We start from the raw sequence: 20,260 nt of genomic DNA, 5'->3' as shown, positions 1-20,260 counted from the left end.
ATTCATACGATAATGAGTTTATATTCGTTTGCTAAAATACCAACCAAAATCATCAATTCTATCATGAAGATTTTCTTCTTTTTAATCACTTTTTTTGCTATTTCTATAGCCTTTTCCCAATCTAGACCCATTCAAATTTCAGGTAAAATTTTATCAGCAGATGAACAACTTCCTTTAGAATCTGCAACTGTTCACTTGGAGCGTTTATCAGATAGTACAGTAATTACCTATACCATTACAGATAAGGAAGGTAAGTTTAATTTAGAGGATCGGATTTCAGATAAATCACTGAAAATTTATGTATCTTATGTAGGTTACAGAACCTATTCTCAAACCATTTCTTTGGCTAATCCTGTACTGAATTTAGAAGCTATAAGTTTGGATGTTAGTAATGCCTTGGATGAGGTTTTAATTAAATCAACGGCACCAATCACCATTAAAAAAGATACTTTAGAATTTAATGTGAGTTCTTTTAAAACAAAAAAAGATGCGTCTGTTGAAGATCTTCTTAAAGAATTGCCTGGTGTAGAAGTGGATGAAGATGGCAAAATAAAAATTAACGGGAAGGAAGTCAATAAAATCCTTGTTAACGGGAAGCCGTTTTTTGGCGACGATCCAACTATCACCACCAAGAATTTAAGTAAAGAACTTATTGAAAAAATACAAGTTGTAGATACCAAAACGAAAGCGGAAGCTTTTTCAGGTGAAACGGTTGATGGTGAAAGCAAAACCATAAATTTAACTATTAAAGAAGAAAATAATAAAGGTGTATTTGGTCGTGTTGCCGCTGGCGCTGGAACCAATGAACGTTATGAAGGTGCCGGAATGCTGAATTATTTTGACAATGATCGTCGAATTAGTGTTTTAGCGGGTACAAATAACATTAATTCGCCAGGGTTTAGTTTTGGTGAAATTCGAAAAATGTTTGGTGGCGGTTATTCTAGTTCTATGTCGGGTAACGGTTCCTTTACTATTGATGGTCGCTCATTTGGTGGAGGCGAAGGGATTACCAAATCTAGAAATGCTGGTTTAAATTTTGCGGATAAGATTGGTAAAAAAACCGAGGTGTCTGCCGATTATTTCTATTCCGGAAGTACCTCGGAAAACGAGACAGCAACCCAACGTGAAAATATTTTACCTAATTCTAGATATTACACCAATTCCAATTCTAGTACTTATAATGACAGCAACAGTCATTCGGCAAACATGGGTTTTGATATTGAAATAGATTCAACTTTTTTAATTAACATTGATCCTTCATTCCGTTATTTTAAAAGTACAAACACCTATAATTCTGACGAAGAATCTTTAAACGATGCTTACGTTTTAACGAACAATTCCAATACGAATTCTTATGTAGAAAATACTGGAAAAAACTTCAGAAATAATATAAACTTGACCAAAAAGTTTGGTGATCGTGGTGCTTTTGTAAGAGTGGATTTAACCAATGAAATTAATAAACGTGATTCTGAAGATTTTTTAACGTCTTTAACCAATGTATATGGTGAAGATGTAAACAATCCTAATAATCCGGATTATGTGCTGATAGATCAAACGGAGCGTGACCAGTTTACCAATGGTATTGGTGACGAAAATAATTTTCGTTCTAGTGTAAATTACCGATTACCAATAATTGCTAAAGAATTGTTTTTAAATTTTCAATATCAGTATAATCGCGATAAAAGTACGGACACGAAAAGTACCTACGATTTAGATGGTCAAGGGAACTATTCTATATTCAATGAAGATTTAAGTACGGATTTTGAATATTTAGATGAAAGTACAACGCCAGGTGTAAGCTTAAGCTATCGTAATAAAACGTGGTCTGGTAGTCTTAGCTTCAATTATGTTTTTAGAACCTTGGGTAATATGGACTTGTTACGTCCAGAATTGACCATTGAAAAACGCTTTGAAGCCCCAGAATTACGCGGATATTTAAGATATAAATTTAGCCCGAAGGCTTCTTTCTGGTCTAGTTATAATATGACTAATGAACCACCAAGATTATCGCAGCTGCAGGCTTTTCAGAATGTATCTGATCCTTTAAACACCATAGTAGGTAACCCAAATTTAGCACCATCTACAAACCACCGACTTAATTTAGGTTATAATGCGTTTGATTGGCAAAAACGAACTGGGTTTTATAGTTATTTAGGTGGAAATTTCACGGAAAATCAAGTGGTAGCTAAAACCACAGTCGATGATAATTTTGTAAGAACTACAACTTTTGCGAACGTAGATGGAAATTATAATGTCTATGCTAATTTCAACTATAGTAAAGATATTAAATTAGATAGTTTGAGAACTTTGAAAGCAGGGATTGGATTGAATGGAAATTTGAGCAGAAACATAAATTTCAATAACGATGTTCAATATGCTAGTAAAGTTCGTGGTTTATCGCCAACAGCAGAACTTCGTTTTACGTGGAAAGATGTTATGGAATTTAGACCACGTTATTCTGTTACATTCACTAACAACAGTTATGATTTAGCGGAATTTGACGATCGTAAGTTTTTATATCACGATTTAAATATTGCAACTGCTTTATTTCTTCCAAAGAAATTTGAATGGCGTAACGATATTAATTTCAACTACAACCCTAATATTGGGGAAGGCTTTCAAAAAAGTGCGTGGTTTTGGAATTCTACTTTAGCCTATTCGGTTTTAAAAGATGCCGGAACAGTTACCTTAAAAGTATATGATTTACTAAATCAGAATACCAATGCCAGACGTACGGCTACTCAAAACTATATTCAGGATTCTCAAAGTACCGTTTTAGAACAATACTTTATGTTAAGCTTTAGCTGGAAGTTTAATAGTTTGGGTAAGAAAGGTGAAAGCAATGACGACAACGGTTTCTATTTTGATTAGTGATCTTTTAGAATTTAGATTGCATTGAATAAAAAAAGCCATTTTAGTTTTCGCTAAAATGGCTTTTTTAATTTTCATCTAACATCTAACATCTAACATCTAACATCTAACCCTTAAGCATAGCTACCAGCCACCTGAAGCACCGCCGCCACCAAATCCGCCGCCGCCGAAACCGCCACCAAATCCGCCGCCGCCAAAGCCTCCTCCCGAAGAACCCCCAAAGCCACCCGAGGATCCGCCACGGCCCAAACTGCTTAAAATAATAGCATCTAAAATATTAAAGCCACCTGATTTTCCTCCTGAATTTCCACCACCACGACGATTTTTAGACATGGCAATAATTATGAAAATTAAAATAATAAACAAGAAGAAAAACCGTCCTATTGGAGCTTCTTGAGATCCACTTTTACGGGTACCCTGATATTCACCTGTCATGACCTCAAAAATAGCGTCTGCACCACGGTTTAGGCCACCTGGGTAATCGTTTGCTTTGAAGTAAGGAATGATATCGTTTTCAATAATCCGCTTACTCATGGCATCCGTTAAAAGATGTTCCGTGCCGTAGCCGGTATTTATAGCGATTTTCTTATCATCTCGAGCCAATATAATGAGTATTCCATTATCTTCTTTACTTTGACCAATTCCCCATTTTTCGCCCCATTGAGCACCTAAATAATTAATGTTTTCACCATTAGTAGATGAAATGATAGCAACAACAATTTGCGTGGATGTGGTATCAGAATATTTAACGAGTTTCGTTTCTAAATTGGTTTTTTCAGAAGGCGATAATAAATTAATATAATCATAAACACTCGTCTGCTCTTTAGGTATTTCAGGAATGTTGAATTGGGCCAAAACAGGTTGTACACCTAAAAATAGTATGGCACAAATGAGTGCAAACCGTCTAAAAGTGGAACATGTGAAAATTGGACGTATTAAATTGGGCATAATTGTTTTTATCCTTTTGAAATGGTGTTGGGCAATTCATTAGTATCATGCTTGTCCCAAGGGAAAAATGTCTGTAAAGCCTTGCCAGCTATTAAAATGCCATCTACCAAACCTTGCTTAAAATTTCCTTGTTTAAATTGCAATTGAATGGCATTTCGCGTGGTGTCCCAGAAATCATCTGAAACCACATCATTTATGCCTTTATCGCCAAAAATAACAAAGGTTTTATCTTCTACTGCCACGTAAATTAATACGCCATTTTGAAGTTTAGTATTATCCATTTTTAAATGGTGGAAAACTTCCATTGCACGATCAAAAACATCTATTTTTGCCGTTTTTTCCATGTGTACGCGAATTTCACCAGAGGTGTTTTTTTCGGCATCACGAATAGCGTCAATAATAGCTTGTTCTTCTTCGGCTGTTAAAAATTCTTCTATTTTAGACATAGTTCTTAAAAATCAAAATCAACATCTGGTGCATTTTCACTTCCTGCATCCGCTTTATATCTAGGCATGGCTTCAAAACCAAAAATACCAGCTAAAATAGTTCCTGGGAATTTTCTAATGTGCTTATCATAGATGTTTACACTTTGGTTATAACGATCTCTAGCAACATTGATGCGGTTTTCAGTACCTTCTAGTTGAGATTGTAATTCCAAGAAATTCTGATTGGCTTTAAGGTCAGGATAGCGTTCCACAGTTACTAATAAACGGGATAACGCGCTGCTTAAGCCACTTTGAGCTTGTTGAAATTGTGCCATGTTTTCCTCTGTTAAGTTACCGGCATCAATAGTGGTTGAAGTTGCTTTAGAGCGCGCTTCAATAACTTCTGTTAAAGTGGTGCGTTCAAAATCAGCTGCACCTTGAACTGTTTTTACCAAGTTTCCGATTAAATCATTTCGGCGTTGGTATGAGCTTTCTACATCAGCCCAAGCTGTTTTTGCATCTGCTTCATGTTCTACTGCAGTATTATTAAATCCTACAGCCCAAGAATAAAGTCCTATTGCAATTACAGCAATAATTATAACGGGAATTAACCATTTTTTCATAATAAGTTGTTTTTAGTGTATAGTTTCTATTATTAGTTGTGCGTTTTGTAAAATTGTTACAACTGTTCTTTTATTTTTGTTAGTTGTGCTTTTACAAGTTCTAATTTAGTGATTATTTCAAAATTATTAAGAATTTGCTGCTTGCCTTCTTTTAAATGTGTTTTTGCACCATCTAAGGTGAAACCGCGCACTTTAACTAAATGGTAAATTAGTTTTAGATTTTGAATGTCTTCAGGTGTAAACTTCCTGTTGCCTTTAGCATTCTTTTTAGGTTGTAAGACATCGAATTCCTTTTCCCAAAAGCGAATCAAGGATGTATTAACATCAAAAGCCTTGGCGACTTCACCAATTCCGTAATAACGTTTTTCAGGTAGGTTGATATGCATTAATCTAAAGATTGGTTTTCAAGTGAAGCATGTTTTAAAAGCTCGTCAAATTCTTCGGCAGAAAGGTTACCGTAGTAGAAGTTTAATGGATTAATACGTTCTTCATCTTTAAAAATTTCATAATGTAAATGTGGTCCAGAAGATCGGCCAGAGTTTCCAACAAAACCGATTAAATCACCACGTTTAACTTTTTGATTTTTTTTCACATTATACTTATAAAGATGACCATATAAACTCACGTATCCAAAACCATGATCTATACGAATATGGTTTCCATAACCTGATGATTGGTTGTCTGCACGAACTACAACACCGTCTCCAGAGGCATAAACAGGTGTTCCTCTTGGTGCTGTAAAATCCATGCCATGATGAAATTTACGCGCCTTTGTAAACGGATCCGAACGGTATCCAAAACCAGACGCCATTCGCGTTAAATCCTCATTTTTTACAGGCTGAATTGCTGGGATTGCTGTTAATAATTGTTCTTTTTCACTAGCTAATTTAGCAATTTCATCCAGAGATTTGGATTGCACAACAATTTGTTTTTGTAGTATATCTATACGTTTATTACTTTCTATAATAAGTTTTGAATTATCAAATCCTTCTAAATTTTTATAACGGTTTACACCACCAAAACCAGCACGACGTTGTTCTTCAGGAATTGGGTTGGCTTCAAAATATAATCGGTAAATGTGGTTGTCACGAGTTGCAACATCTTCAAGCACCAATTGGGCTTGATCCATTTTTTTGTTCAACAATTGATATTGTAATTGCAAGTTAGACATTTCACGTTTTAGCGCTTTTTCTTTAGGCGATTCAATATATTGGCTGGTAATAAACATGGTCAAAAAACCGAATAATCCGGCCGCCAAAATAAAGAGACCAATGAATTTAAAGGTCCGCCTTTTTCTACGCTCAATTTTTCTATATGCAAGCGTTTCAGAATCGTAATAATATTTTACCTTACTCATTGGCTAAATTTACTATTTTTGCAGTCAATTAAAATATAAATATTAATTATTCTGCTTGGCAAGCTAACAAACCTACATAATTATTGCAATATTAAGTTTGTTGTTAATTTATAGTAGGCTTACTAAATTTTAAATCTCATAGATTTTAGAATAGTAAAGATATAAATTGTTTAGCACTTTGTGGAATTTTAACATAAGCTTATAACCCATTTTCATTTATGAAATCTCAAGAAATACGCGCAAAATTTTTAGAATTTTTTAAAGATAAGAAACACAGTGTCGTTCCATCGGCATCTATGGTTTTAAAGGACGATCCGACATTAATGTTTGTCAATTCAGGTATGGCGCCGTTTAAAGAGTATTTTTTAGGAAATGCTGAACCTAAAAATAACCGAATTACCGATTCGCAAAAATGTTTGAGAGTTTCTGGTAAACATAACGATTTAGAAGAAGTTGGTTATGATACCTATCATCATACGCTTTTTGAAATGTTAGGGAACTGGAGTTTCGGCGATTATTTTAAAAAAGAAGCTATTGCTTGGGCTTGGGAATTGTTAGTTGATGTTTACGGAATTGATAAAGACATCCTATATGTTACCGTTTTTGAAGGTGATGAAGGCGATGGAATTCCAATGGATCAGGAAGCTTATGATTTTTGGAAAGAATTAATTTCCGAAGATAGAATCCTGATGGGAAATAAAAAGGATAACTTTTGGGAAATGGGCGATCAAGGTCCTTGTGGACCATGTAGTGAAATTCATGTTGATATTCGTTCAGCTGAAGAAAAAGCGAAAGTTTCCGGAAAAGATTTAGTGAATATGGACCATCCACATGTGGTGGAAATTTGGAATTTGGTATTCATGCAATACAACCGTAAAGCCAACGGATCTTTGGAAGCTTTACCAAATAAACATATTGATACCGGTATGGGATTTGAGCGTTTATGTATGGTTTTGCAAAATGTAAAATCCAATTATGATACCGATGTTTTTACGCCAATTATTCGCGAAATTGAAACCATTACCAATAAAGATTATGGTAAAGATGATAAGATTGATGTTGCCATTCGTGTAATATCAGATCATGTTCGTGCGGTTGCATTTTCAATTGCAGATGGCCAATTGCCAAGTAATACAGGAGCCGGTTATGTAATACGCCGAATTTTACGTCGAGCTATTCGATATAGTTTTACATTTTTGGATCAAAAAGAACCATTTATCTACAGATTGGTGGATGTTTTAAGTAAAAAAATGGGAGATGCTTTCCCAGAATTAAAATCGCAAAAACAGCTTATTGAAAATGTTATAAAAGAAGAAGAAGCGTCGTTTTTAAGAACGTTGGATCAAGGCTTGGTACTTTTAGATGGTATTGTTAAAAATACAGCGAGTGATACCGTTTCAGGCGGAAAAGCTTTTGAATTATATGATACCTATGGTTTCCCAATAGATTTAACAGCTTTAATTTTATCCGAGCAAGGCCTAAAATTAGATGAAATAGGTTTTAAAGAACATTTAGAAAAACAGAAAAAAAGATCACGCGCCGCTAGTGAAATGTCTACAGACGATTGGACCATTCTAATTGAAGACGCCGTTCAAGAGTTTATAGGGTATGATGCTTTGGAAGCGAAAGTGAAAATTACACGGTACCGAAAAGTCACTTCTAAAAAAGATGGCGATATGTATCAGCTTGTTTTCAATTTAACCCCTTTTTATGCAGAAGGCGGCGGACAAGTGGGTGATAAAGGCTATTTAGAAGATGCCAATGGCGATATCACTTATATTCTAGATACCAAGAAAGAGAACAATGTGGTTATGCATTTTGCTAAAGAATTACCAGGGAATGTTGAAGATGTTTTCCAAGCAACCGTGGATGCTAAACAACGTTTAAGAACGGAATGTAATCATACAGCTACCCATTTATTGCACCAAGCATTACGTGAAATTTTAGGACCTCATGTCGAGCAGAAGGGAAGTTCAGTACATTCCAAATACTTGCGTTTTGATTTTTCGCATTTTTCTAAATTAACAGCTGAAGAATTACGCGATGTAGAACTTTTCGTGAATGCGCGTATTGCAGGGAAGTTACCTTTACAAGAGCAACGAAATATGCCCATGGAAAAAGCAATAGAAGCAGGAGCCATGGCATTATTTGGTGAAAAATATGGAGATACGGTTCGTATGGTGCGCTTTGGGCAATCTATAGAATTATGTGGTGGTACGCATGTGAAAAACACAGGTGATATTTGGTTCTTCAAAATCACTTCAGAAGGTGCTGTAGCGTCCGGAATCAGACGTATTGAAGCTATTACTAACGATGCTTTAAAAGATTATTTCGTAGATATAAATAGAACGTTTATTGATATGAAAGCGCTGCTAAATAATAATGAACCGGTTAAAGCGCTTCAAAATTTACAAGACGAGAATTCCAGTCTTAAAAAGCAAGTGGAAGCTTTGTTAAAGGAAAAAGCTAAAAATTTAAAAGGAGAACTTAAGGATGAATTAATCGAAATAAACGGTATTCAATTTTTAGCCAAGAAGATAGATTTAGATGCTGGCGGTATAAAAGATTTAAGTTTTGAATTAGGAAGTCAATTTAACAATCTGTTCTTGTTATTTGGTTCTGAAAACGATGGCAAAGCCTTGCTGTCCTGTTATGTTTCAAAAGAATTAGTAGAAAGCAAAGGTTTAAATGCTGGCCAAATAGTTAGAGAACTTGGAAAGTTTATTAATGGCGGCGGCGGCGGACAACCATTTTTTGCAACGGCTGGTGGTAAAAATCCTGCTGGAATTGCAGATGCTTTAGAAGCTGCAAAGAAATATTTGGACTAATAATATGAGGTTTAGCTTTTTATTTATTCTGATTTTGTTTTCATGTGCTCAAAAAGATGTGCGCGTTTTGGATAAGCCTATGGCTTTGAAAGCTGAAGACTCTATTAAAATGGATAGCTATAAAAATCGTGCTTTTGAATATGATGTGTATTCTCAAGAACGCCAAAAATATTTGGATTCTGCTTTGTTAATCATGCCAGATGACGCTTTTTTATGGCAACAAAAAGCCATGCCTTTATATAAAGCACGGAAGTATAGTTTAGGTAAACCATTTCTTGAAAAAGCGGTTCTGCACAATCAAAAGCGCTATTTGGATTATAGTGCATTTATGAAATGTATATTTTCCAAAGAGTATGAAGAATCGATCGCTGAATTTATGTTGATGAAAGAATTATATGGCGATTCCTATGTTATGGACCATACCTATAATTTCTATATAGCGCTAAATTATCTTCAATTGAACAAATTTAAAGACGCAAAAGCTTTTCTTTTGAAAAGTAAAGCCCAACAATTTGCAGATTTCCCTGAAAATCCGCCTGAAGAAAGTTGCCATTTTCTAGATTGGTTTTATTTAGGCATAGTTGACTACGAGCTTGGCAATTATGAGGAAGCCATAAAAAGTTTTGACATGTCATTAGTCGTGTACACTAATTTTGGAGATGCTATGAATTATAAAGCCCGATGCTATTATAAAATTGGGAAGAATGAAAAGGCTCTAGAATGGATGAATTTGGCTTATGAAAATAGATTTAATACTATAAATGAGGACAATGTTTACTACGAAATTTATCCTTATCAAGTATATCACAGGTTATTAATTAGAGACTAATGAATCTTCAAACAAAAATCCCGCTAAAACCGCAAGAGCAAAATCAAATAGATTATAGTTCTGATGTACTTTTATTGGGCTCCTGTTTTGTTGAAAACGTAGGTAAGAAATTCGATTATTTTAAATTCCAAACCACTCAAAATCCCTTCGGAATTTTATTTCACCCATTAGCTATAGAAAATCTTGTTTCAAAAGCGATTCATGGATACGTATATTCAGAAACTGATATTTTTTTTCAAGATGAACAATGGCATTCTTTTGAAGCCCATTCCAAATTAAGTAATCCAAATAAAGAAGAACTTTTAGATACTTTAAATACCCTAATTAATCTTACATTAGAGAAACTCAAAAGCGCATCACATATAATTATTACAGTTGGCACTGCTTGGGTTTATAAAAGTAATGAAACCGATGCTGTGGTTGCTAACTGTCATAAAGTGCCACAGAAAAATTTCATAAAAGAATTGCTTTCTGTTGATGCTATTTTAAAATCATTACAGGCTACCATTGCTTTAATTGAGAGCGTCAATAAGGATGTGAAGATTATTTTTACGGTCTCGCCAGTTCGACATCTTAAAGACGGTTTTATAGAGAATACACAAAGCAAAGCACATTTAATAACTGCTATTCATTCCTTTTTGTCATCTCGAGCGCAGTCGAGAGATCTTCATTATTTTCCATCGTATGAAATTATGATGGATGAACTTCGTGATTATCGCTTTTACGCTGAAGATATGATTCATCCAAACGCAACTGCTATTCAATATATTTGGAATGCTTTTAAAACCGTTTGGATTTCAGAAAGCGCTTCAATAACCATGGAGGAAGTGGCGTATATTCAAAAAGGACTTCAGCATAAGCCATTTAATCCCAATTCAGAAGCACATCTAAAATTTCTTAAAAACCTGAATGATAAAAAGGAAAAGCTTCAAATAGATTTCCCTGAAATTTCATTCTAATCACAAGTGCATTTTTAAAATATACGTAATTCGTCGTATTGATTCCCTTTACCTATTGTTGCAATTTTGGATTATTATTAACTATAAACCTATTCAACAATGACAACTTTAAAACTATTAACGGTATTTATGATGGTAACAGCCATTGCGTCATTAAGCTCATGTAAAAGTGATGATGATGGTGGCGATCCGACAACTTCTGGAGGCGCTGGAATTATCTCTGCAAAAATTGATGGCATAGCTTTCAGTTCTTTAGAAATTACGTCTATGGCTTCGGAAATTACTGCTGGTCCAAGCACAACGCTTACGTTTCAAGGAAATACATCCAACAAAGCTATTTCTGTAATTTTAAGTGGATTTGATGGTGTTGGAACCTATCAATTAAGTGACAGCAATATATTTTCAAGTGCAACGTATTCAGAACCTAATGTTTCAGATCCTACTAATATGCCAACATGGAATGCGCCATACCAAGACTCTGGTCTTATTGGAGAAGTTAAAGTTTCAGAAAACTCGGCAGATAGAATTAAAGGTACTTTCACCTTTAAAGCGAAAAATGTAATTGATGACACAATGAAAAATGTTACTGAAGGAACTTTTGACCTTAAAAAGCAAATTTTCTAAAAAGCACTAAAAATCTTGACAAATTAAATCTTGTTGTTGAGGTTTGCTGATTGGGCGCAATGATGAAAATTTGTTGCGCTTAATCTTTTTTAAAATGTTGTTTATCGAAAAATTACGTGATGCTTGATATTTAATTGTAAATTTATCATGCTATTAATAAATAAATAGACAAACATCAATTTAATGAACAGGTATAAAAACCGTTCCAAATTGGTGTTTTTTTATATCTAAATTTTATAAAAAATGATTGTTCTTACAATTATATATAGCCTCATTTTCGGACTAATTGTTAGCGCAATTAGCGTTATTTCCCATACGCGTTCTTTTCAAAAAAATGCTGACTTAAATTGTGTAAATCTTCAAAATCAGTTTGAGAACGAAATAATAATTCAAAGCCAAATTGAAGAGAAAAACAACTACTTGAAATCGTATAACGAATTGTTACTCACGAAATTATTTGAAATAACCAAAGCGTTATTTTTAGTAAAAAAGATTATATTCGAAGAACGCTATTAATTATTTGTATGAAGAAACTTCTACTAATCACTCTTGGATTATTTATAAATCTATTTGCTTTTTCTCAAACACCTATAAAAATTATTGATAGTTTAAAGCAAGTCATTTCCCAAAACCCTCCAGATTCCTTAAAAATTAAAGCTTACAGCGATTTGTGCTGGTATTATGGGAAGGTTGAAACGGATTCCGCTTTTGCCTATGGAAACTTGGCTTTAAAACTATCCAAATCAACAGATAATTTAGCTGGCGAAGCGCAAGCCCTTAATGATATTGGTATTCTACATTATGGTTTAGCCGACTATAACCAAGCTATGAAAGCTTATAATGAATCGCTTAAAATCCGTTCAGAGTTAAAGGATACGTTGGGTTTGGCTAGTTTGTATAATAAAATTGGACTTTGTTATCAAAACACCTTTCAATTGGATTCTGCTATTATTTATAACACCAAAGCTCTTGAAATTTATGAGCAGAAAAACAACTTAAAATATGCTAGTGCTTTAAAAGGAAACATTGCCAATATTTATCGCGGTTTAAAACAATATGATAAAGCATTAAAAATGCATTTGGAAATTGCAGAAACAGCTAATGAAATTAAAGATTTTGCGCTTCTAACGCGTTCTTATAATAATATTGCCAATGCTTATTTGCACATTCAGGATACCTTAAACAGCGTTAAATATTTTAAAGAAGGCATTTCTGAAGCAAAAAAATATGATTTAAATGCCGAGTTGGGCGCGTTGTATAATAATTATGGATCCTTTTTATCATCCACTGGACAAACCCAAGAAGCTATAGATAATATGTATCAATCCTTAATTATAAGAAGAGCCATAAATGATAATCAAGGCATAGCAAGTTCTTCCTTAAATCTGGGAGGTTTATATATGAGAACAGGTCAGTATAACAAAGCAAAAAGTTATTTGAAGGAAGGTTTACAGCTGGCGGAAGCTTATAAAGCAAATGAATTACGCGTCAATGGTTATTATAATATGTCCTATTATTATGCATACATGAAGAATAGCGATAGTGTAATTTACTTTCAGAATAAATATAAAATTATTGAGGATTCTATTTTTAACGATCGCATTACAAAAGAGGTAGCGGACGTTCATGAAAAATATAACGCTAACGAAAGAGAGAAAGAAATCCTCATGCAACGTGCAGATCTAGCTGAAAAGGAGCGGGATATTAGTCAGAAAAATAGTTTTATTTTAGGATTAGTTGGTTTGGCTGCGGTAATTTCCTTGTTGGGTTTTCTAGTTTATAATCAACAGAAACTAAAAAACAGACAACTTAAAAAGGAAGGTGAATTAAAACAAGCCTTAACTAAAATTGAAACTCAAAATAGACTTCAAGAGCAGCGATTGCATATTAGCCGAGACTTACATGACAACATCGGTGCGCAACTTACTTTTATAATTTCATCTTTAGATAATTTAAAATACGGTTTTCAACTTCCAGACAATCTTAATTCAAAATTAGATACTATAGGGCAATTCACAACGGATACCATTTATGAGCTGCGCGATACCATTTGGGCCATGAATAAAAATGAAATTACTTATGAAGATTTACAATCTCGAATTTCAAACTTTATTGAAAAAGCCAATAAGAGTTCTGATGCTGTAACTTTTAATTTTCAAGTTAATCCAGGTTTAGAAACCAATAAATTATTTACCTCCATTCAAGGTATGAATTTGTACCGAATAATTCAGGAAGCTTTAAATAATGCCTTAAAATATGCGAATGCTACCAAAATTAATGTGGATTTCTCGGTAATAGATTCCGTTTATGAAATGCGAATAACTGATAATGGCGCGGGTTTTAACAGCCAAGACGTTACATATGGAAACGGCCTTAACAATATTAAAAAACGAGCTCATGACTTGGATGCGGAGTTGGAAATAATCAGTTCTAAAGAAAGTGGGACTATTATCCGTGTCTATAAAACCGTGCAATCTTGACGTAATATGTAGTTATGCTTTTAAAATGATCACTTTTAATAAAACAAAAAATGTATGGGTTTTAAAATTGCAATCGTAGACGATAATTCCTTTTTAATACATGCCGTCAAGGAGAAATTATCTTTTTTTCCTGATTTAGATGTGAAATTTACAGCCTGTGAAGGTTCTGATTTGTTGGATAAATTGGAAGATAATCACAATTTGGATCTCATATTAATGGATATAGAAATGCCCATTAAAAATGGTATTGAAGCTACAGAAATAGTTAAACAAAAATACCCGCATATTAAAATTATCATGCTAACAGTTTTTGATAATGACGAAAATATTTTCAAAGCTATTAAAGCTGGAGCAGACGGTTATTTATTAAAAGAGATAAATGCGAAAGATTTATATAGTGGTATTTTGGAAACCATAAATGGTGGTGCCGCTATGAATCCGTCTATCGCCATGAAAACGCTCAAGCTTCTCCGAAACCCTATAGATATTGAAAGTAAAAATGATCAAGAAATTATTAAGTTAACCCAACGCGAAGTGGAAGTTTTAGAGCAATTAAGCAAAGGTTTAAGTTATATTCTCATTGCTGAAAATTTAATACTTTCCAGCGGAACTGTTAGGAAACATATTGAAAATATATACAAAAAATTGCAAGTTCATAATAAGTTAGAAGCGGTTAGTAAGGCTAAAAAAAATAACCTTATTTAAAAGCGGTCTTCTTATTTTTGAGAAAGGATAATTTGTGTGATATTTTGTACATTCGTGTATGAAAAAAATGTTATTAGGAGTTGTTCTTACTATAATCGTGCTATTCACGTTTAAATATTGTGGTGATAAAAATGAACAAAAAGTGACGCTTCAAGAAAATTCAGCACTTATTCAAGAACAAATTAAAAATGTAGGGAAGTTAATTGTTACGGAAGGACATTTCAGTCAGGTTTTTACTTATAATAAATCAAAAGACATTTTTGGGAAATATCTCTCTTTTAAGAAAAAGGCACTTGTCGTAGTGAATGCAGATGTATTTATCTCTTACGATTTAAGTTTAATTGAATATAAAATTGATGAAACCACAAAAACGCTTACCATTTTAAGCATTCCTAAAGAAGAAATAAAAATAAGTCCAGATTTGGAATATTATGATATTGAAGCCGATTTTTTAAATCCGTTTGAAGCCAAAGATTATAACAATATCAAAGATTTAGTAAAAAAGTCCTTGCTTAAAAAATTGGAGAAATCGGATATGGTAGCGAATGCGCAAAACCGCTTGATAAGTGAGTTGGCTAAATTTTATATTCTTACCAATTCTATGGGATGGACTTTGGAGTATAATAATATGCCCATAAATAATCAGGAAGATTTAAACGTCTTTAAATTATAATTTTTTTTGCAATCCAAGCCAGCCGCCACCATTAGTAGCATCAATATTTTCTAGATTTAAGTGTTTAGCCGCTTTGGCAGAACGCACGCCGCTTTCACAACATACCACAATAGGACTTTTTAAAAGTTTAACTTCTTCAATTCTATTTCTTAAATCTTTCAAGGGAATATGAATGGATTGGGCAATATGTCCTTTATTCCATTCGCTTTGCGTACGTACATCTAGAATAGTGGCGCCATTATCCAAATACATTTGAACTTGGCGCTTTTTTGCCCCAAATATAAAGTCTAAAATCCCCATAGTCTATCTTTTTATATACATTTACAACATTTAAGATAAGTAATTATTATTATTTAATCAAATGCAAAAGCACTTTGAAACCAGAAACTAGGAAAGAAGAAATAATAAAAACAGCAGCCAAATTATTCAAGGAAAAGGGCTACAGTGCTGTTACTATGCGTGATATCGCCACAGCTATGGGCATTAAAGCGGCCAGTTTATATAATCATATTAGTTCCAAACAAGAAATACTAAAAGACATAATTATTTCATTAGCGGAGGCATTTACGCAAGGAATGCAGCAAATTAAAACAGCGGAAAGTTCCACCATTCAAAAAGTGGAAGCCGTTGTAAAACTTCATGTGGAAATTACCGCTCAAAACACCTACGGAATGGCTTCTTTGAATAATGATTGGATGCATTTAGAGGAAAAGCGCGACTATTATTTATCATTAAGAAGTGGCTATGAATCTGATTTTAGAAGTATTTTATTAGAAGGTATAAAGCGCAAAGAAATAACGAATTCTAATGTGGAGGTCATGCTCTTTTCTATACTTTCTACATTGCGATCTCTCTACTTATGGATTCCTAAAAAAGAAGATGTTACGCCAGATACGCTTTCTAAAAGTTTAAGCACTGTGTTAATCAACGGAATTAACAAATAGTTAGCATTTTATTTTGTAAATTTGTATCCCAAACTAACAGTTGTTAGTTGATTATATTTAAAACAATATGGCGGATTTTTACAACTTAAAAGTTGCAGATATATACAAGGAAACAAAGGATACAGTCGTTATTTCTTTTGATGTTCCCGAAAATTTAAAACACAAATTTCAATTTAAGCAAGGGCAGCATCTTACGCTTCGTAAGGAAATTAATGGCGAAGATATCCGTCGTAATTATTCGCTTTGCTCAAGTCCGTTGGATAATGAGTGGAAAGTTGCAGTAAAAACTATTCGTGATGGTGTTTTTTCAAACTATGCTTTCAATAGCTTAAAAAAAGGGGATGAGTTGCAAGTTATGTCACCTCATGGCGAGTTTTATATAGATTGCGAACCTGAAAATTCTAAAAACTACATCGCATTTGCAGCGGGTAGTGGTATAACTCCGATGTTGTCCATTATAAAAACGCATTTAAGGACAGAGCCTAATAGTACATTCAAATTGTTTTATTTGAATAGAACCGTCAAATCCATTATCTTTAAAGAAGAAATTGAACAACTTAAGAATGAGTTTTTTGGTCGTTTTCAAGTATTTTATTTCTTAACAAAAGAACAACGCGATATTCCATTTTTAAATGGCCGATTTGATAAAGAGAAATTAGCCGTTTTAACCAGTCGCTTTATTGATATTCCAGATACCAATCACGCTTTTATTTGCGGACCACAAGATATGATTTTCTTAATCCGCGATGAATTGCAAGCTGCAGGAATGCCGAAAGAGAATATTCATTATGAATTATTCTTTTCAGGAAGTTCTGAAGAAGAAAATAGACATATTGCAGAAGTACTTGACGAAAAAGTAGATGGAACTCAAGTAACCATTATTGATGGAGGAAAAGAATTTCACTTCATCATGGATGATGATTTTGATACAATCCTAGATGGTGCTTTGGCTGCAGGTGCTGATTTGCCTTTTGCCTGTAAAGGTGGCGTTTGTAGTACATGCAAGTGCCGAGTAATTGAAGGAGCTGTGAAAATGAAAGTCAATTATGCGCTGGAAGAAAAAGAAGTGGCACAAAATTATGTATTGAGCTGTCAAGCCGTGCCAACAACTGATAAAGTGGTTGTGGATTTTGATGTTTAATAATAAAAAGAAAAAGCTATGAGTGAGGAACAAGTTAAAAATCTAGAAAAACAATTTGAAGAACGTATTGCACGTGACGAAAAAATTGAACCAAAAGATTGGATGCCAGAAAAATATAGACAAACCCATATTAGGCAAATGTCTCAGCATGCACATTCTGAAATAGTTGGTATGTTACCGGAAGGAAATTGGATAACACGAGCACCTTCTTTACGAAGAAAAGTAGCTTTATTGGCGAAAGTTCAGGATGAAGCGGGACACGGATTGTATTTATATTCAGCTTGTGAAACTTTGGGAATTTCTCGTGATGAACTTTATGAGCAATTACATTCAGGAAAAGCAAAATACTCATCTATATTCAATTACCCAACAGTAACTTGGGCAGATATGGGCGCTATTGGCTGGTTGGTAGATGGTGCCGCCATCATAAATCAAGTGCCATTGTGTAACACCTCTTTTGGACCTTATGCACGCGCTATGGTTCGTGTTTGTAAAGAAGAAAGTTTTCATCAACGTCAAGGCTATGAAATAATGATTAAATTAATGAATGGCACACAAGAGCAGAAAGACATGGCGCAAGATGCCTTGAATCGTTGGTGGTGGCCATCTTTAATGATGTTAGGACCAACAGATGCTGAATCCGTTCATACCGAACAATCTATGAAGTGGAAATTGAAACGTAAATCCAATGATGATTTACGCCAACAATTTATTGATCAAACGGTTCCTCAAGCCGACCTAATTGGGTTGGTTATTCCTGATCCGGATTTAAAATGGAATGAAGAACGCGGAAGCCATGATTTTGGTGAAATTAATTGGGATGAATTTTGGCAAGTTGTCAAAGGTCACGGACCCATGAACAAAGAGCGCATGAAAGCGCGAGTTGGTGCTTGGGAAGGCGGCGAATGGGTGCGTGATGCAGCCATGGCGTATTCCGAAAAGCAACAGGAGCGTAAAGAAAAAGAAGCAATTTAATAATTTATGATTGAAGATTAACGAGTGGTGATTTTAGAATCAACAATCAACAATCAACAATCAACAATCAACAATAATCATGTCAACAAAAAAAAACTGGCCTCTTTGGGAAGTCTTCGTAAGAAGTAAAAACGGATTAGAACATCGTCATTTTGGAAGTCTTCATGCTGCAGATGCTGAAATGGCACTGGAAAATGCGCGTGATGTTTATACAAGAAGAAATGAAGGTGTAAGTATTTGGGTTGTAGAATCAAAAAATATTACAGCTTCAAATCCAGAACATAATGGCGAAATGTTTGAGCCAGCTCAAGATAAAGTCTATCGTCATCCCACTTTTTACGAATTACCGGACGAAGTGAAATATATGTAGAATTCCTGTGAAGACAGGAAATCGAAGATTCAGCGAAGCTAATCTCATTAAGTTTTTATGAATTGTTTTCTTAAGCTCTTCAAGCATAAAAGTTTATTAAGGAAAAATAAAAAGATACCCACTTTCGTGGGAAGTAAACATGAAAGAAAATCTATATAAATACATTCTAGGTATAGCCGACAATTCACTAATTCTTGGACAAAGAATGGGTGCATTAACAGGTCATGGGCCAAGTCTAGAAACCGATATCGCTTGCACCAATATCTCTTTGGATTTATTCGGACAAGTGCGAAGCTATTACCAATATGCAGCTAAAATTGCTGGAGATAAACGCACAGAAGATGATATCGCCATGTTGCGTCAAGAACGTGAATACCTAAATGTACTTTTGGTTGAGCAACCTGATACGGATTTTGCTTACACTATGGCACGACAGTTTTTATTTGATGTGTATCATTTTCTGTTTTTAACAGAACTCCAAAAAAGCACGGATTTAACGTTGTCAGCAATTGCTAATAAGTCGATTAAGGAAGTGAGTTACCATCAGCGTTTTTCATCCGATTGGATAAAACGTCTTGGTGATGGAACCGAGGAAAGTCATAAACGTATGCAAACGGCAATAAATGATTTATGGACTTACACTGATGAATTATTTCATCAAACGGATGCTGATAAAGCAATGATTTCAGAAGGAATTGGCGTAGATGTTAGCAAATTGAAAGAAGCTTATTATAAAAAAGTATCTGATATATTAGAAGAATCGACATTAGAAGTTCCAGAATCCAAATATTTTCAAAAAGGCGGAAAGCAAGGTATTCATACCGAACATATGGGCTATATTTTAGCTGAATTGCAATACATGCAACGTGCTTATCCAAATATGGAATGGTAACTAATTTCTTTGAAAATGAAATCTCATATAATTTGCAGAATGTCATTCAGAGCAAAGCGAAGAATCTCATTTTATTAAATCATGATTGAAGCAGAGCAAAATATAGACGTAAAACTGATAGCGATACTTGAAAAAGTATCCGATCCAGAAATCCCTGTATTATCTATTATGGATATGGGTGTTGTACGTTCCGCTTTTATTGAAAACGGTGTTGTAAAGGTTCAAATAACGCCAACCTACAGTGGTTGCCCAGCAATGGATGTGATTGGTGATGATATCAAAGCGGCTTTAAAATTAGCTGGATTCGAATCAGAAGTTGAATTAATTCTGGCTCCAGCTTGGACAACCGATTGGATAACACCAAGAGGTAGAAAAGCCTTGGAAGATTATGGTATAGCAGCGCCTTTGGGTGAAGAAGCCGATAAAGACGTTTTATTACATGGAAAACGCCTTGTGAAATGTCCGCAATGTGGATCAACAAATACAAAAATGATTAGTCAGTTTGGATCAACAGCTTGCAAAGCGCAATTTCAGTGTAACGATTGCCAAGAACCATTTGATTACTTCAAGTGTCTCAAATAGACGTCATTGCGAGGACGAAGGACCTGGCAATCTC

At 34.3% G+C, this 20,260-nt stretch carries 21 protein-coding genes; 15 read left to right on the top strand and 6 right to left on the bottom strand.

Annotated features, from left to right (window positions below; translation table 11 throughout):
- Positions 1-12: 12 nt before the first annotated feature.
- A complete protein-coding gene (locus tag ES674_RS13390) occupies positions 13-2,871 on the top strand; it encodes an outer membrane beta-barrel protein (RefSeq protein WP_246126059.1) in 2,859 nt (952 codons plus the stop codon).
- A gap of 123 nt (positions 2,872-2,994) precedes the next feature.
- Here ES674_RS13390 and ES674_RS13385 read toward each other — a convergent pair whose 3' ends face one another.
- From ES674_RS13385 to ES674_RS13365, 5 genes are read right to left on the bottom strand one after another with little or no spacing between them, the layout of a single operon-like run.
- Positions 2,995-3,819, bottom strand: a complete 825-nt coding sequence (locus ES674_RS13385; protein ID WP_148404819.1) for a TPM domain-containing protein — start codon at positions 3,817-3,819, stop codon at positions 2,995-2,997.
- A gap of 8 nt (positions 3,820-3,827) precedes the next feature.
- Positions 3,828-4,265 (bottom strand): TPM domain-containing protein, encoded by a 438-nt coding sequence (locus ES674_RS13380; protein ID WP_148404818.1) that lies wholly within the window; start codon positions 4,263-4,265, stop codon positions 3,828-3,830.
- A gap of 5 nt (positions 4,266-4,270) precedes the next feature.
- Positions 4,271-4,867 (bottom strand): LemA family protein, encoded by a 597-nt coding sequence (locus tag ES674_RS13375; RefSeq protein ID WP_148404816.1) that lies wholly within the window; start codon positions 4,865-4,867, stop codon positions 4,271-4,273.
- A gap of 56 nt (positions 4,868-4,923) precedes the next feature.
- Positions 4,924-5,253: a MerR family transcriptional regulator gene (locus tag ES674_RS13370; protein ID WP_148404814.1), complete on the bottom strand. Its 330-nt coding sequence runs from the start codon at positions 5,251-5,253 to the stop codon at positions 4,924-4,926.
- Positions 5,253-6,224, bottom strand: a complete 972-nt coding sequence (locus ES674_RS13365) for a M23 family metallopeptidase (RefSeq protein WP_148404812.1) — start codon at positions 6,222-6,224, stop codon at positions 5,253-5,255. Before ES674_RS13365 ends, ES674_RS13370 begins: the two co-directional genes overlap by 1 nt.
- Before the next feature lie 218 nt (positions 6,225-6,442).
- Here ES674_RS13365 and alaS point away from each other — a divergent pair, with 218 nt between their 5' ends.
- The 8 genes from alaS to ES674_RS13330 all read left to right on the top strand — a co-directional run bounded on the left by alaS (position 6,443) and on the right by ES674_RS13330 (position 15,322).
- Positions 6,443-9,052 (top strand): alanine--tRNA ligase, encoded by a 2,610-nt coding sequence (alaS, locus tag ES674_RS13360; RefSeq protein WP_148404810.1) that lies wholly within the window; start codon positions 6,443-6,445, stop codon positions 9,050-9,052.
- 4 nt (positions 9,053-9,056) lie between these two features.
- Positions 9,057-9,881 (top strand): tetratricopeptide repeat protein, encoded by an 825-nt coding sequence (locus ES674_RS13355; RefSeq protein ID WP_148404808.1) that lies wholly within the window; start codon positions 9,057-9,059, stop codon positions 9,879-9,881.
- On the top strand, positions 9,881-10,840 hold the full coding sequence (locus ES674_RS13350; RefSeq protein WP_148404806.1) for a GSCFA domain-containing protein: 960 nt from the start codon (positions 9,881-9,883) through the stop codon (positions 10,838-10,840). Before ES674_RS13355 ends, ES674_RS13350 begins: the two co-directional genes overlap by 1 nt.
- 99 nt (positions 10,841-10,939) lie before the next feature.
- Positions 10,940-11,464: a DUF6252 family protein gene (locus tag ES674_RS13345; protein ID WP_148404804.1), complete on the top strand. Its 525-nt coding sequence runs from the start codon at positions 10,940-10,942 to the stop codon at positions 11,462-11,464.
- 243 nt (positions 11,465-11,707) lie between these two features.
- On the top strand, positions 11,708-11,980 hold the full coding sequence (locus ES674_RS15490) for a hypothetical protein (protein ID WP_211359293.1): 273 nt from the start codon (positions 11,708-11,710) through the stop codon (positions 11,978-11,980).
- Positions 11,981-11,988: 8 nt separating this feature from the next.
- Positions 11,989-13,944, top strand: a complete 1,956-nt coding sequence (locus ES674_RS13340; RefSeq protein ID WP_148404802.1) for a tetratricopeptide repeat-containing sensor histidine kinase — start codon at positions 11,989-11,991, stop codon at positions 13,942-13,944.
- A gap of 54 nt (positions 13,945-13,998) precedes the next feature.
- Entirely contained in the window at positions 13,999-14,649 is a 651-nt protein-coding gene (locus tag ES674_RS13335) for a response regulator (RefSeq protein ID WP_148404800.1), read from the top strand.
- A 58-nt stretch (positions 14,650-14,707) separates the two neighbouring features.
- Positions 14,708-15,322 (top strand): DUF4230 domain-containing protein, encoded by a 615-nt coding sequence (locus tag ES674_RS13330; RefSeq protein ID WP_148404798.1) that lies wholly within the window; start codon positions 14,708-14,710, stop codon positions 15,320-15,322.
- On the opposite strand, the gene ES674_RS13325 is transcribed toward ES674_RS13330, so the two are convergent.
- Positions 15,317-15,622 (bottom strand): rhodanese-like domain-containing protein, encoded by a 306-nt coding sequence (locus ES674_RS13325; protein WP_148404796.1) that lies wholly within the window; start codon positions 15,620-15,622, stop codon positions 15,317-15,319. The two genes, ES674_RS13330 and ES674_RS13325, sit on opposite strands and share 6 nt — an antisense overlap.
- Positions 15,623-15,696: 74 nt before the next feature.
- Between ES674_RS13325 and ES674_RS13320 the strand changes: the two genes are divergently transcribed.
- From ES674_RS13320 to paaD, 6 genes are all read left to right on the top strand, one after another.
- Positions 15,697-16,266, top strand: coding sequence for a TetR/AcrR family transcriptional regulator (locus tag ES674_RS13320; RefSeq protein ID WP_148404794.1), 570 nt, complete (start codon positions 15,697-15,699; stop codon positions 16,264-16,266).
- Positions 16,267-16,333: 67 nt separating this feature from the next.
- Positions 16,334-17,407, top strand: coding sequence for a 1,2-phenylacetyl-CoA epoxidase subunit PaaE (gene paaE, locus ES674_RS13315; protein WP_148404792.1), 1,074 nt, complete (start codon positions 16,334-16,336; stop codon positions 17,405-17,407).
- An 18-nt stretch (positions 17,408-17,425) separates the two neighbouring features.
- Complete coding sequence (gene paaA / locus ES674_RS13310) at positions 17,426-18,382, top strand: 1,2-phenylacetyl-CoA epoxidase subunit PaaA (protein WP_148404791.1); 957 nt, start codon at positions 17,426-17,428, stop codon at positions 18,380-18,382.
- A gap of 79 nt (positions 18,383-18,461) precedes the next feature.
- Positions 18,462-18,752, top strand: a complete 291-nt coding sequence (gene paaB, locus ES674_RS13305; protein WP_148404789.1) for a 1,2-phenylacetyl-CoA epoxidase subunit PaaB — start codon at positions 18,462-18,464, stop codon at positions 18,750-18,752.
- 139 nt (positions 18,753-18,891) lie between these two features.
- Positions 18,892-19,644, top strand: coding sequence for a 1,2-phenylacetyl-CoA epoxidase subunit PaaC (gene paaC / locus ES674_RS13300; protein WP_148404787.1), 753 nt, complete (start codon positions 18,892-18,894; stop codon positions 19,642-19,644).
- An 81-nt stretch (positions 19,645-19,725) separates the two neighbouring features.
- Entirely contained in the window at positions 19,726-20,226 is a 501-nt protein-coding gene (gene paaD, locus ES674_RS13295; RefSeq protein WP_148404785.1) for a 1,2-phenylacetyl-CoA epoxidase subunit PaaD, read from the top strand.
- The last annotated feature ends 34 nt before the right edge of the window (positions 20,227-20,260 follow it).

Source organism: Bizionia myxarmorum, from assembly GCF_008086205.1.
In the GTDB taxonomy this organism is placed as follows: domain Bacteria; phylum Bacteroidota; class Bacteroidia; order Flavobacteriales; family Flavobacteriaceae; genus Algorimicrobium; species Algorimicrobium myxarmorum.
Note: the sequence above shows the minus strand (reverse complement) of the source record. Positions and strands in the feature narration are given on the sequence as shown.